Source organism: Neptuniibacter sp. QD72_48 (assembly GCF_047778065.1).
GTDB lineage: Bacteria > Pseudomonadota > Gammaproteobacteria > Pseudomonadales > Balneatricaceae > Neptuniibacter.
Genome location: NZ_CP180547.1, coordinates 877,930 through 891,213 on the forward strand (window position 1 = coordinate 877,930; position 13,284 = coordinate 891,213).

Below are 13,284 nucleotides of genomic sequence, written 5' to 3' on the forward strand. Positions count from 1 at the left end.
CGATTGCTTTCGGTCTGTGCCTTATGTCTTGCGTAGTAAGTGCGGAGGAAGATATCGAGGTACCTATCGATTATGAGATAACCACACCTAAAGGTTATTTCTACGGCACGGTAGATGGTGAAACGGCCTATAAAGATTGGCGCAGAGGCACCTTTGATAAAGAGCGCATGAATGAGATCAAACCTAAGGACTTGCCTAGTAATTTGCCAGAGCCGGTTGTGATCCCTTATGTTCCACCTGTAGTCAACGAAGTACCTGCAGGTAAGCCGAAAAAGCCACCTCTAAAAGGTGAGGACAAGATCTTTGTGCAGATTGGTAAGGATGAGAAGAAAGCGCGATGCCTTATTCTCGGGCAAGGCTGTGAAGAGCTGGTTGAGCCTGAAGTGAAAGACTCCGTCTATTTTCGACCGATAGAAGCGCAAAAGCAAAAACAGTTGGAATTAGAGCAAGAAAAAATTAAAAAGCGCACGGTTATCAATCCAGACCAATAACCGTGCTTTTATTCTCTCATTAAATATGATTATTCATCAGGAGTGAAATTACCCTGATCTCTACGTTGCTTAAACAAGCGAGTTAATTGTGTCGGCTCGGTTGCAGGGCGTTCAAACTTCTTTCCTGTACTTAAGACCGTTAAACGGCGATCCAACAAACCAGCGTAGCGTTTGGATAGATCGTCTAAGGTTACTTTCTTGACAGCTTCCGCCAGCTTCTTACGGGTATCAAATTCTGTTTCACCCCAATCGAGCTCTCGCCAGAATCGCTTGGTACGACTGGATAGTTTTTTATCCTGCTTAGTGATTCTTGAAATCACACTGCGTTTAAATTTGTTCAGCTCTTCTTGGTTTAATTGCGAGATCAAATTGCTCGATTGCATTAAGAACTGATCAATCTCTTTTACCAGCGTTTTGCCGTCTGCCACAGGGGATTGCACAATAAATGCAATACCCGGTGTTTTGTGCATCTGTAAAGGCGTACCGAAGACTATGTACCCCAGCTGTTTTTCGGTGCGCAGCTGATTGTAGAAAGGCGCGGATAAAATTTCGCTCAATACAGAGAATTCAGCTTTTTCTTTATTGCTGTTGTTATCGCCTTGTAGCAAAACAGAGATCGCTGAATCATCATGATCAATCACTAACTTATCAGTAAGCTGCTGCTGGCGCGGTATTTGAACTACCTGGATGGGCGTCACTTCTTTAGCGCCTGATTGCCATAGGTTATCTGTGATCAGTGAAGCCACTGTTTTAGCGTCTGCTTCGCTTATATTGCCATGTGTAAGTAGTTTAATGTCCGGCGTTTCCTGCAATTTAACTGCATAAGCGGCAAGATCTCTAACCGTCAGTTTTTCTGCTTCACGACGTTCCTCTGCATTGCTCCATTGAGGTAGAAGCAATTCATACAGACGGCTCGTCGTTTGATTGTACGGTTTATCATTTAGCTGGTTCGCTAAGTTATCTAGATACTTCTGCTTAAGGATCTCAAAGCGCTCTTTTGGTAGATCAGGTTTGTTGATCGCATCAACCACATATTTTGTTAGCAGATCGAGTTTGTCGTTGTAGCCAGATAAACGAACCGTAAAGCCCTTCATATGTGGATAAATATTCGTGCCTAGACCAGCCAGATAAGCATCGTAGAGTGTTTCATTGAGTTGCTCTTGCAGCATCTCAGTGAAAAGGCTGTTCATCACCCAGTTTTTAGCGCTGGTATTGGCAAATGGGGTTTGCAGTGTGAAATAGGCATTTGCTTTCGGCACATTAAAGCTGACATCGGTTAAATGCCAATGTTCGAAACCTTGTTTATCTTGCAGCAGATAAGGCGCTTGTTTAGTTTCTGCTGCTAGAAGATCTAGGTCCTGAGCAATAAATGGGTTAGTGCTGCGAACCGTTAATTTCGGATCAATTGCTTTAACGGTGAAGCTTTTCAAGGTTTCCGCGTTAAACTGAGAAACTTCAAAAGGTACGTTGTAGTCAGGTTCTGTTTGGTTGCCTTTAACATCACGCGCTTTAATGGTTACCAGCATATTCTCTGGCTTGATCTGATCTAGATATTGCATAATCAGCTCAGGCTTAAACTCATTAAAGGTATAGTTCGCAGAGATGACTTTCTCCGTTGGGAAAAATTGCATCTGTCGTGTCAAACCGCTCACCATGTGGATGGGTTCTGATTGCTCCTGAAAGGTAAAACGGATGTTGCTCAGTTGTTTCTCTTCATCAAATAGCGCTTTTTGAATTCCGCTCTGTTTTAGCAATTCAACATACTGGAATACCATTTGGATAACTTGCTGGTACTGCTCTAGGCCTTGTTCGGTTAGGCGCATGCTGACCATAAAGCTAGCTTGGTTATCCAAATCATGACCTTGTGAAGCAGAAAGGGACGTTGCCAAGCCTTTCTCTTTCAGTAGAGAAAGTAAGCTGCCTTTGCCTTCATAGCCGATCAGGTTGCTGATGTAATACAGCGGCTTGCTTTCCCAATGACTGCGAGTTTCAGCAGTAGGGAAGGTTAGCGTAAGTGAGCGGATATCTTTTACGCTTTTGATCTTAACCAACTGCGGTAATTGCTCCGGATTAAACAGAGAGGTTTTGGTTTCAAACGCTTTAGAATCGTAGTTTTTAACCGCACTGAATTTATCTCTTACCATCTGCTCTAATTGGTCCAGTGGTTCTCTACCTTGCACGGCAAGTGCCATCAGATTGGCAGAATAATAGCGCTGATAAAATTCGATTAACTCTTTACGGATTGGGCGCTCGGGAGTATTGGCTAGGGTTTCTAAACTACCTACTGCAAACCAGTTGTGGCTATTTTGTTGGTTCATTAAAGATTTTGTTACGGCATAGCTACGGCGGTAATCATCTTTAATCTTTGATTGATATTCCGAGTGAACAGCATGGCGCTCGCGATCTACGTATTTTTCATCAAATAGCGGCGCAATAAAGAATTGTGCAAAGCGATCTAAAGCGGGTTCTAAATTATCAGCAGTGACATCAAAGAAGTAGTTGGTGTTTTCCATCGATGTATAAGCGTTATGGCCGCCACCGTGAGAACGGATGAAACTTTGATATTCATCCGCAGCAGGGTATTTTTCGGTGCCTAAGAACAGCATGTGTTCGAGATAATGGGCTAGACCCGCGCGATCTTTAGGGTTAGCACTAGATCCCACCGCTACATTCATAGAGGCAGCCGCTTTGTCACTTTTAGGATTCGAGATCAATAAAACGCGCAGTTGATTATCTAAGGTTAGGCTGCGATATACATTTGGATCGTTGGGACTTTTTTCGACGTCTGCGAATACTGATGTGGATAAAACCGCAGACAATAGACCAGCAAAAATAACTAGCCGTGGCATGGAAAGAGTTAGCATAAAAATAAGCCTTAAATCGTAAAAACACCAAAATGTTATGTTGTGACAAAGCATAACGGTTAGGGTTCCTTAATCCAACTCAATGGATTTAGTAAGCGTGGGTGTTACAATCCAGATCTTCGTTAAAAAAGTTCAGGAGTTGAAGGAAGCGATGAACAAGGAAAAAGTGATTTTTGCGTTTTTTATTGTGTTGGCATTGACGCTCAACTTTGGCTTCTTTCTTGGGGATATAGAAAACCCAGCTCACCATAACGTTTACGAGTTTTTTGCTGCATTAGTTGTCAGCATGATCTGTACAGTCATTAAATTTGGTGACCGAACACATCTAGGTGCACTGATGCTAGCTACCTCATTAGTTGCTGACCTGCAACTAATCGTCGCTGCAGGAATTTGGGGTTACGCAGAGCAGATTAGCGGTATTGGTATGGACCCATCTAATATGTCGAGCGTTGTTTCTCTAAGTGCAGGCGCGCTCTTAGCCAATGTTATCTCGGTTATTTTGTTGGTAGTTGAAACTGCCATGCTGCGTCGATAAGCACTGAGCGATTATTCTTTATGAATAACGTTATCTATCTATTTTTACGGCGCTTAAGGGTACCGTTAATTACTCTGATTGTTGTTTACTCCATCTCAGTACTTGGATTTGTACTTATACCTGGGGAGGATGATCAGGGTAATGTTTACCGAATGGATTTCTTCCATGCGGTTTACTTTGTCTCCTTTATGGGGTCGACCATCGGTTTTGGTGAAATTCCTTATGAATTCACTTCGGCTCAACGTATGTGGACGCTCTTTTGCATCTACGCCACGGTAATCGCTTGGTTATACGGTATAGGTACGACACTGGCTCTGATACAAGAACCCGTATTTGGCCGTATGATGCGCAGGCGCTCCTTCACTGCAGATGTTCGGCAAATGAACGAGCCCTTTTATCTGATTTGTGGCTACGGTGTGACCGGAAGTGTCGTTGTTCGACAGCTAGTACGACGTGACATCCGCGTGGTGGTTGTTGATATCAATCAGGACAAAATAGATGCGTTAGAGATGGATGAGTTACCTGTCTCTGTTTCCGCGCTTTGTGCCGATGCTTCTCTTCCCGATGTCTTAGATGCGGCAGGCCTTCAGCATCCCAAATGTATTGGCATCATGGCGTTAACGAACCATGATCAGGTTAATCTCTCTATTGCAATCGCTAGTAAATTGTTAAATCCTGAGCGGATGGTGATCAGTCGTACCGAATCTGATATTACCTCTGCCAATCTAAAATCTTTTGGTACGGATCTGGTAGTGGACCCGTTCCGTACCTATGCACAGTATCTTTCTTTAGCGGCTCATGCGCCTTATATGCATCTGGTCTATGACTGGATTCACAATCCATTCCATCGTCCGCTTTCCAGCGTCTATCAGCGTACAAAAGGGCGTTGGATCATCTGTGGGCACGGTCGTTTTGGCCGTGCGTTGTATCGCGATTTTGATGAAAGTGATGTCGAACTGACGGTTTTAGATATTGATGCAGAAAAAATAAAAGACCTTCCACATCAAGTAACCGGCGTTGGTACTGAAGCGGTTACACTGATGGAAGCGGGGGTTATGGACGCAGTGGGTATCGTTGCGGGTACCAATAATGATGCCGATAACCTGTCCATCATGATGACCGCTCGAGAATTGAACCCAAAACTCCTGACTGTAGTTAGACAAAACATCCATGCCAATGGCTTGGTTTTTAAAAACAGCCGTGCTGATTTTATTATGGAGCCGGGGCGTATTATCGCTAACCGCATCCTTGCGCATGTTAAATCGCCGCTAGTGCCTATATTTATCGAAGAGATGCGGGATAAGTTTGACGATGTCTGGGCACACACATTGATTAATCGAATGAGCAGTGTGGTAGGGGACAGGGAGTTAGATAGCTGGGCCTATACCGTAGGCGAGAAAGAAACACCTGCTTTTATGGAAGCAAAGAGACAAGGCTTCGACTTAACGCTCTCTCTGTTCTTTAAAGACCCTCACAATCGCAAGAAAAATCTACATGCCTTTCCTCTAATGTTAAAGCGTGGGGATTTTATTGATATGTTGCCTGGCGAGTTGGATGAGCTACAAGAGGGCGATGAAGTCCTGATTTGTGGTTTAAATAAATCCAATCGCCGTATGCAATGGACTGTAAATAATTATAATGTCCTGCATTATGTCATTACGGGCAATGATGCGAGTAACAGTCTACTTTCGCGTTTTTTGCAGAAGAATAAATAAGACTTTCGAGGTCATATTTGGCTTATCTACTGTTGACGCTTACCACGCTTTTTTGGGCGGGTAACTTTGTTTTAGCGCGTGCTTTTTCTGTTGATATCCCCCCGATTACGCTAGCGTTGATTCGCTGGTCATTAGCGTTCGTTATTTTATTACCTTTTGCTATCCCTACCATTTATAAGTATCGCGATGTGATTCGTCAGTATTGGCCTAGGTTAGTGCTGTTTGGCGCTTTGAGTGTTGCTGGCTTTAACACCTTGGCGTATATCGGTTTGCAAACGACGACCGCTATGAATGGCACGTTGATGCAATCGTCAATGCCGATCATGATCCTCTGTATGAGCACATTAGTGCTTCGTGAGTCTGCGACCATGCGGCAATGGTTGGGTGTATTGCTTTCGCTACTAGGTGTTTTAGCGTTGATCAGTAAAGGTGACCCAGAGGCTTTAATGTCGCTTAACTTCAACAGTGGCGACCTTTGGGTGCTACTCGCAATGTTTGTTTGGGCTTGTTACAGCCTAGCATTGCGTTGGAAACCGAAAGAGATGAGTGGGTTTGCGTTCTTCTCGGTTTCTTTAACCGTAGGGGTGATTATTCTAGTACCGCTTTCACTGTTGGAAACCGAGAGAGCTTTGCAGATTCACTGGGATACGGATCTGATGTTACTGATCTCCTATTTAGCCATTTTTCCTTCTATCTTGGCTTATCTGTTTTGGAATTATGGTGTTGAAAAGCTAGGCGCTCATAAAGCTGGATTATTTATTCACCAAGTGCCAATGTGGGGGATTGTATTATCAGTGATTTTCCTCGCAGAGCAGGTTCAGGCTTTTCATTTATGGGGTATCGCTTTAATATTCACAGGGATTTATCTCGCTGTAGTCGCCGGTACGGTTGCCGGTAAAAGCTAGTTATGTAGGAGAAACAATGCGGACTTTTTTGGTTACTTTAATGGCGGTATTTTTGATTTCGCTTCCTATCGCTGAGACAGCTGAAGCTAAACGCTTTGGTGGTGGTTCTTCATTTGGTAAAAGCTTTTCTTCACCTAAAAAATCACAGCCTGCTCAACAGCAACAAAAGCAAGCTGATAAAACGACAACAAACACAACTACAGCACCTAAGAAAAAAGGTTTTGGTGGTTTGATGGCTGGTTTGTTGGCGGGTGGTATTTTTGGCGCGTTGCTATTCGGTGGGGCGTTTGAAGGTCTACAGTTTATGGATCTGATTCTGATCGCCGCGGTGATCTTTATTGTTTACAAAATCTTCTCGATGCGAAAACAGGCGCAGCGTCCAGATTACGCTACTCAAGGTGGTCATGGACAAGGTCAGCCTTATACGCCAGAACAGCCACAGCCAATGCAGCGCGAGGCTCAAACTGAGAATGTGCAGGAGTTTAAACCAATGCCTGCTTATGATTCCGGTTGGGGTGATTCTGCTGAGATCGAGATTCCTTCTTGGTTTAATAAAGACGCATTCTTGGAAGGTTCCCGTGAGCACTTTGTAAACCTACAAAAGGCTTGGGATCGTTCTGATTGGGACGAAATCCGTACTTATACTTCTGAAGAGTTGTTTAATGCGCTTCAGCAAGAGCGTGCTAAGTCACCAGCTGATCAGGTAACAGAAGTTGTATCGGTTATGTCTGAGTTAGCTAACTTCATCACTCAAGAAGATGAGGTGATTGTGAGCATTAACTTCTACGGTTGGTTGAAAGAGAATGCCTCTGAAGCGACTGAGTTTAATGAAACGTGGCACTTGGCACGTGATATGACTAAAGAAAATGCGGATTGGTTTATCGTAGGTATCGAGCAAAACTAAGCTTATACCCACCACTAAAAAAGCCAAAGCAATATGCTTTGGCTTTTTTGTATCTGGGATAAGCGAAGAGGTTTACTCTTCGTGATCGCGAATGAATGTCCAAGTATCGCCTTCAGACATGCTCTCTGCGAAACGGTAACCTTCAAGATCAAAGCCTTTTAAGTCTTCAGGGTTTTCGATCTTGTTTTGAATAATGTAGCGGGTCATCAAACCTCGAGCTTTTTTAGCGTAGAAGCTGATCATCTTATATTGACCATTCTTCCAGTCTTTAAACGCTGGTGTAATGATACGTGCGGAGATGTTTTTCTCTTTAGCTGCTTTGTAGTACTCATTAGAAGCAAGGTTGATCAGTACCTGCTCTTTCTGTTCAGTAAGTTCCTGATTCAAGCGTTCACAGATCTGAGTGCCCCAGAATTCGTATAGGTTTTTACCGCGGCTATTAGTTAGCTTTGTGCCCATTTCTAAGCGGTATGGCTGCATCAGATCGAGCGGTTTCAACACGCCATAAAGACCTGAAAGGATGCGTAGGTGATCCTGTGCAAAAGCTAGGTCTTCTTCCGATAAAGTTTCAGCATCTAAGCCTGTGTATACATCACCTTTTAATGCTAGAACGGCTTGTTTAGCGTTCTCTGTATTGAATTCAGGTGTCCATGATTCATAACGGGCAACGTTTAAACTGGCCAGTTTGTCGCTCAACTTCATCATCTGAGCAATATCCTGTACGGAATGCTTTTTCAGTTCATCAATGAGAAGTTGGGAATGATCAAGAAACTCTGGCTGGCTGTATGTTTCAGTGACAGGGGCAGTTTCATAATCCAGAGTTTTGGCAGGTGATACGACAATCAGCATAGGAAGAATCTATCTTTGCAGTAAAAAGTCTCTAGATAATAACCCTGTCTGTAGATACAAAAAAGGCCATTTTTAATATGGCCTTTTCTGGATCGAATCATCTGCAATTAAGAGGCGGTTCGTTTCTTGTAAAGCGTATGAGCAACAGTGCAGATGGCTGTGCCAACACAGACGAGTAGCGCTGGAATCAGTGGGTTTTCTAACGTGCCGGTTATTTTCATTAAAAGACCAGAAATAAGGAAACCGCCGAACAGGCATAAAATGCCTGACATCACACACATTACGATTGCATTGAGATTACGCTCAGGGCTTTGAAAAATGTACCAGCCAGCACTGGCAAACAGAGCGGATAAAGTAACCCAAGAAGCGATAGAATCAGTCATAAAATTCTCAGTATTGTTATTGTTGTAGGCCTATTAAGCCCTAACCTAGCAGCGCTGTCATCTCGACATTGGGTGGATACAAGAAACAGCAAAGGAATAGTGAGGGTTATGGGGGCAACCTCCACGTTTTTTCGGTATTATAACCGCCATTAAATTAGTGACATATATTGAGTTGCCACATTTTTTATAGCGGGCAACGCCATGCAGATTAGAGAAGTGAATAATGGATAAGAAAACTGTTCTGACGGGTATCACTACTACAGGTACACCTCACATTGGGAATTACTTGGGTGCGATTAAGCCTGCCATCGAAATGAGTCAGACAGGTGAGTACAACAACTGCTATTTTCTAGCTGATTTCCACGCATTAATTAAGTGCCATGATCCAGAGCGTGTTGCTCAATCAACGCGTGAGATCGCAGCGACTTGGTTAGCGTTAGGCTTAGATACGGATAAAGCGACGTTCTACCGTCAAACAGATATCCCTGAGATCACGGAACTAACGTGGATTCTAACCTGTATGTGTTCTAAAGGTCTGATGAACCGTGCTCACGCTTACAAAGCTTCTGTTGATGCTAACCGCGATGCGGGTAGCAGCGATCTGGATGATGGCATCACAATGGGTCTGTTCAGCTACCCAATTCTGATGGCAGCTGACATCTTGATGTTTAATGCCGATCTTATTCCAGTAGGTAAAGACCAGATTCAACACATTGAGATGGCACGTGATATGGCGGGCCGTTTTAACCACACTTACGAAAACCTATTCACATTGCCAGAAGCGGTAGTGGATGAGCAGACTCAGCTAATTCCGGGTCTGGATGGTCGTAAGATGTCGAAGAGCTACGACAACACGATTCCGCTGTTTGCTTCTGCTGATGAACTATACAAGCTGATTAAGCAAATCAAAACGGACACGCGCGAGCCGGGTGAACCTAAAGATGCTGATAACAGCACAATCTTCCAGCTATACAACTGCTTTGCTAATGAAAATGAAGCAGCTGCAATGCGCCAGCAGTTCGAAAACGGTATCGGTTGGGGCGATGCGAAGAAGGAACTATTTGAGTTCCTAGACGCAAAATTGTCTGCTCCACGTGCTCGCTACAATGAGTTGATGAACGATCTTGGTGAAGTGGAAGAGGTTCTACAGAAGGGCGCCGCTAAAGCTCGTGAGATCACTTCTCCGTTGATGGATAAGGCGCGAATTGCGGCTGGTATTCGCCCACTAACTTACGTTGCAGAAGCTAAAACGGAAGTTAAAAAGAAAAAAGAAAAATCTGCTGAAGAGATCGCGCGTGCTGAAGAAGGCCGTCGTCGCGGTATCTTGATGCAGCTTAAGCCTCTACTTGAGCAAGTTGAGCAAGCGGACGACAAAGCAGCGGCTGCGCAATCTGTGATCGCTGAGAAAACGGCTCAGGTTGAAGGCTTGAAGAAAAAGCAAAAGCAGAAAGCTCAGAATGAACTTGATCTACTTCAAGAAGAGCTAGCAGCTTACCTATAAATTTAAAAAGGCTAAGTTAAATATGTTTACGACAATTATTAGCGCCGAACAGCTTCAGAATCACATATCAGAATCTGATTGGGTAGTTTTTGATTGTCGTTTTAATTTAGCGGATACCTCGGCGGGTAAAAATGCCTACCTTGAAGGGCATATCCCAGAAGCGATCTATATCGATCTTGATCAGGATCTATCCTCGCCGATTACGCCTGAAACGGGTCGTCATCCGCTACCTGATTTAGAGCAGTTGGTTGATCATTTAGCGCAGGCGGGAGTGAACAATAACACTCAAGTCGTTGTTTATGACGATTGTGCTGGGGCTATGGCGGCGCGTTGCTGGTGGTTGTTACGTCTAGTGGGGCATAAAGCGGTAGCGGTGTTGGATGGAGGTCTATCTGCTTGGCAATCGCTAGGCGGTGAGTTAAATGATGATATTCCACAACCGACTTCTACTGCGTATACATTATCGTTACTGCCAAATCAGAATTTGACGGTAGCCGAGGTTGAACAGGCACTTGATGCTCAGTCCATCTATCTTGTTGATGCTCGTGCAGCCGAGCGCTATCGAGGAGAGGTGGAGCCAATCGACCCAATCGCTGGTCATGTTCCAAGTGCTTTAAACCGTCCACTGACGGATAACTTAGCCGAGGGTAAATTTAAGCCTGTAGCTCAGCTTCGTAAAGAGTGGTTAAGCGTCTTAGGCGGTAAATCGGTCGAAGCCGTGGTTCACATGTGTGGGTCCGGTGTGACAGCTTGTCACAATCAATTGGCGATGGAGATTGCGGGATTGAGTGGTAGCCGGGTTTATAGTGGTTCTTGGAGCGAGTGGATCAGAGATCCAGCTCGTCCAATTGCGACTAAGTCCTAAATTTATCTACCAATCTCATTTAGTTTCCAGTCATAGTGATAGTCTGAAACCTCTGTAGCTTGTTTCAGTTTCTCTTTTAAGTCAGCATCGGCGTATTGCTTTAGGTGTTCGATCAGCTCACTTTCGTTGTTTCCGAAATCCTCTTTAAACCACTTATAGATACTGGAAAGGTGCAGGCTATTACCTTCAAATCGTGCGCCTCGAGGGTGGTTTATATAATCCTTCGCGCCTTGATTTAGAAGCTGTTCGCTATTGTCTGCGGTAAAGGCCTGAGGTTGAAGGTTGGGGCAGCCGATTGATGCACAGTTAACGGCATAGTGGATGCGTGGGTCTTTCCAAATAGGGCGAAGGATACGATGTTCAATATCGTCTAGGCTGACTTGTTTCCCATTCACTGCTAGCAGTTGTTTTTTCCACGGACCATCGCTGAAAAAGCCCGGTGAAATATCGATATCCCGAATCGACTTCACGGGGTAATGGTCCAGAATCACATCAACCGTCAGCGCGTTATATAAATTGATCCAATAAGCTTGCTGTTCAGCGCGGTTGTATTGATGAATATTAATAGCAGCTACGCGTTGAAGATAAGCTTTAAGTTCAGTTCTATCTGCTGAAGATACATTGGCGTAGTTGATCAGATTGATGCCATCAGAAGAGCGCTTAACATAGCGTTGCAGGTATTGGTCCCAGGCAGAATGGTCGATAGTGGCTGTGCTTGATTGATCATGTTTAAGCCAAAAATCCCAAAGTTCGGCACTTGGGGCTGCAATAGCTAGGGTACTGAAAAGCCATAGGCAGGCTGTTGCTAAGAATTTATTTATCATCATTCATTACTATTCATTAAAAGCATGTTTTAAGTGTGACTTTGAATATTGCTGAAAATTCCCTCACAGAATATTTTTAAAGCTCTATTTAAAAGCTTTATCGAAGCGATCAATTTAAATCAATGTTGGCAAAGGTAAGATCCCTCTATACTGTGATGGTAATTATTGAGGGGATTTTGAGGACATTGTTATGGCGCAGTATCAAAAGGGTGTGATTGCAGAGGCAAGCCCATTTGCTCTTTTTCTGACGTTTAATCAAACTCGAACAGCAGATGCGTTAAGCAGGGTAAAACAGCTACTAGCAAAGGTACCTAGCCTTGAGCGTGAATTCAACCAAAGTCATCCAGATGGTGAGATTCATATCGTTGCTGCGATCGGTAGCCACTACTGGTCGCAACTGCAGATTGGACCTGCACCGAGTGCTCTTAAGCCATTCCCAAATTTCGAAAATGGTGAAAACGTTGCTCCTAATACACCTGTAGATCTATTTTTTCATATCCGGTCCCAAGGGAAAGACCTTAACTTTTTAGTCGCGCAGAAGCTTCGAGAGGAGCTAGCTGATGCGGTGACGCTGGTGGAAGAAATCGAAGGATTTAGATATCTGGATTCGCGTGATCTTACTGGTTTTGTCGATGGTACTGAAAACCCTGAAGGAGATAACCGAGTCAGTGTGGCGGTTGTAGGTGAAGAGGATGCCCAGTTTAGTGGTGGTTCTTATATTCATATCCAACGTTATGAGCACAATATGCCATTCTGGAACGCGCAGCCTACTAAACTGCAGGAAGATACTGTCGGGCGAACTAAAGCGGATAATATTGAGTATCCATCATCGGATAAAGCCCTGACAGCGCACACCAAAAGGACTTCCCTGAAAGATGCTGATGGTAACTCCATCGAAATCCTCAGACACAGTATGCCTTACGGTGATACTCAGACGTGCGGGTTACTTTTCGCTAGTTACTGTCGGACACCGGAGAATTTTACACTGATGCTGCAAAGCATGGTCGAGGGCGATGGCCATGGTCATACCGATCACCTTCTGAAATATACTCGTGCGGTAACAGGGCACTCGTTGTTTGCTCCATCGGTGTCCTTTTTAGAATCGTTGGCTGATAATTAAGCAGCTTTACTGATGTTGGGCTAAGCTTAAGGGTATGCTTTTAAAAAGAGTCGATATTATGCAGCCCAATATGAGGACCAGAGCAATCGCGGTTGTCACCGTTGATGGGGAAAATTACGAAATTGATGGATGCTATAAAGGTAAGCAAAGAAAGGCGTCTTGGTTCAATGTCATTAAAACAAGTGATCGGAAAATACAGGTCGAACACTTAGATGAATTTCCTTCTCATGAAAAGATTCGTGAAATATTAAATTGATCTGCAAATTAGTTAATAAAAAAGCCAGCTATGATGCTGGCTTTTTCGTTTATGTGAACTTTTTAGTAAGAC

The 13,284-nt window shown here is 44.0% G+C and carries 13 protein-coding genes; 9 read left to right on the forward strand and 4 right to left on the reverse strand.

Annotated features, from left to right (window positions below; genetic code table 11):
- The first annotated feature begins 23 nt into the window (after positions 1-23).
- Positions 24-491 (forward strand): hypothetical protein, encoded by a 468-nt coding sequence (locus ACMXYX_RS03790; RefSeq protein WP_415897634.1) that lies wholly within the window; start codon positions 24-26, stop codon positions 489-491.
- Between the two features lie 29 nt (positions 492-520).
- Here ACMXYX_RS03790 and ACMXYX_RS03795 read toward each other — a convergent pair whose 3' ends face one another.
- Positions 521-3,355: an insulinase family protein gene (locus ACMXYX_RS03795; RefSeq protein WP_415897635.1), complete on the reverse strand. Its 2,835-nt coding sequence runs from the start codon at positions 3,353-3,355 to the stop codon at positions 521-523.
- Positions 3,356-3,452: 97 nt separating this feature from the next.
- Here ACMXYX_RS03795 and ACMXYX_RS03800 point away from each other — a divergent pair, with 97 nt between their 5' ends.
- The 4 genes from ACMXYX_RS03800 to ACMXYX_RS03815 are packed head-to-tail and all read left to right on the forward strand — an operon-like array spanning position 3,453 to position 7,414.
- Positions 3,453-3,890 carry a DUF6394 family protein gene (locus ACMXYX_RS03800; protein WP_415883675.1) on the forward strand — a complete coding sequence of 146 codons (438 nt, stop codon included), beginning with the start codon at positions 3,453-3,455 and terminating at the stop codon, positions 3,888-3,890.
- Positions 3,891-3,910: 20 nt separating this feature from the next.
- A complete protein-coding gene (locus ACMXYX_RS03805; protein WP_415883676.1) occupies positions 3,911-5,605 on the forward strand; it encodes an NAD-binding protein in 1,695 nt (564 codons plus the stop codon).
- A 17-nt stretch (positions 5,606-5,622) separates the two neighbouring features.
- Positions 5,623-6,510 (forward strand): DMT family transporter, encoded by an 888-nt coding sequence (locus ACMXYX_RS03810; protein WP_415897636.1) that lies wholly within the window; start codon positions 5,623-5,625, stop codon positions 6,508-6,510.
- Positions 6,511-6,550: 40 nt separating this feature from the next.
- A complete protein-coding gene (locus tag ACMXYX_RS03815; protein ID WP_415906505.1) occupies positions 6,551-7,414 on the forward strand; it encodes a Tim44 domain-containing protein in 864 nt (287 codons plus the stop codon).
- Between the two features lie 72 nt (positions 7,415-7,486).
- On the opposite strand, the gene yaaA is transcribed toward ACMXYX_RS03815, so the two are convergent.
- Positions 7,487-8,263 carry a peroxide stress protein YaaA gene (gene yaaA, locus ACMXYX_RS03820; RefSeq protein WP_415906506.1) on the reverse strand — a complete coding sequence of 259 codons (777 nt, stop codon included), beginning with the start codon at positions 8,261-8,263 and terminating at the stop codon, positions 7,487-7,489.
- Positions 8,264-8,370: 107 nt separating this feature from the next.
- Positions 8,371-8,646: a hypothetical protein gene (locus ACMXYX_RS03825; RefSeq protein ID WP_415883680.1), complete on the reverse strand. Its 276-nt coding sequence runs from the start codon at positions 8,644-8,646 to the stop codon at positions 8,371-8,373.
- Positions 8,647-8,869: 223 nt separating this feature from the next.
- Here ACMXYX_RS03825 and ACMXYX_RS03830 point away from each other — a divergent pair, with 223 nt between their 5' ends.
- On the forward strand, positions 8,870-10,147 hold the full coding sequence (locus ACMXYX_RS03830; protein ID WP_415906507.1) for a tryptophan--tRNA ligase: 1,278 nt from the start codon (positions 8,870-8,872) through the stop codon (positions 10,145-10,147).
- 22 nt (positions 10,148-10,169) lie between these two features.
- Positions 10,170-11,012, forward strand: coding sequence for a sulfurtransferase (locus tag ACMXYX_RS03835; protein ID WP_415897640.1), 843 nt, complete (start codon positions 10,170-10,172; stop codon positions 11,010-11,012).
- A gap of 2 nt (positions 11,013-11,014) precedes the next feature.
- Here the strand turns inward: ACMXYX_RS03835 and ACMXYX_RS03840 are convergent, their stop codons facing one another.
- Complete coding sequence (locus ACMXYX_RS03840; RefSeq protein WP_415897641.1) at positions 11,015-11,839, reverse strand: DUF547 domain-containing protein; 825 nt, start codon at positions 11,837-11,839, stop codon at positions 11,015-11,017.
- A 187-nt stretch (positions 11,840-12,026) separates the two neighbouring features.
- Between ACMXYX_RS03840 and ACMXYX_RS03845 the strand changes: the two genes are divergently transcribed.
- Together ACMXYX_RS03845 and ACMXYX_RS03850 are read left to right on the forward strand one after the other, a co-directional pair.
- Entirely contained in the window at positions 12,027-12,956 is a 930-nt protein-coding gene (locus ACMXYX_RS03845; protein WP_415897642.1) for a Dyp-type peroxidase, read from the forward strand.
- A 70-nt stretch (positions 12,957-13,026) separates the two neighbouring features.
- A complete protein-coding gene (locus tag ACMXYX_RS03850) occupies positions 13,027-13,212 on the forward strand; it encodes a hypothetical protein (protein WP_415883685.1) in 186 nt (61 codons plus the stop codon).
- Positions 13,213-13,284 lie beyond the last annotated feature (72 nt).

Coding starts and splice junctions, on each gene's coding strand:
- ACMXYX_RS03830 (WP_415906507.1), top strand. CDS start 8,870: ATGGATAAGAAAACTGTTCTGACGGGTATCACTACTACAGGTACACCT.
- ACMXYX_RS03850 (WP_415883685.1), top strand. CDS start 13,027: ATGAGGACCAGAGCAATCGCGGTTGTCACCGTTGATGGGGAAAATTAC.
- ACMXYX_RS03815 (WP_415906505.1), top strand. CDS start 6,551: ATGGCGGTATTTTTGATTTCGCTTCCTATCGCTGAGACAGCTGAAGCT.
- ACMXYX_RS03835 (WP_415897640.1), top strand. CDS start 10,170: ATGTTTACGACAATTATTAGCGCCGAACAGCTTCAGAATCACATATCA.
- ACMXYX_RS03845 (WP_415897642.1), top strand. CDS start 12,027: ATGGCGCAGTATCAAAAGGGTGTGATTGCAGAGGCAAGCCCATTTGCT.
- ACMXYX_RS03825 (WP_415883680.1), bottom strand. CDS start 8,646: ATGACTGATTCTATCGCTTCTTGGGTTACTTTATCCGCTCTGTTTGCC.
- ACMXYX_RS03805 (WP_415883676.1), top strand. CDS start 3,911: ATGAATAACGTTATCTATCTATTTTTACGGCGCTTAAGGGTACCGTTA.
- ACMXYX_RS03840 (WP_415897641.1), bottom strand. CDS start 11,839: ATGATGATAAATAAATTCTTAGCAACAGCCTGCCTATGGCTTTTCAGT.
- yaaA (WP_415906506.1), bottom strand. CDS start 8,263: ATGCTGATTGTCGTATCACCTGCCAAAACTCTGGATTATGAAACTGCC.
- ACMXYX_RS03795 (WP_415897635.1), bottom strand. CDS start 3,355: ATGCTAACTCTTTCCATGCCACGGCTAGTTATTTTTGCTGGTCTATTG.
- ACMXYX_RS03790 (WP_415897634.1), top strand. CDS start 24: ATGTCTTGCGTAGTAAGTGCGGAGGAAGATATCGAGGTACCTATCGAT.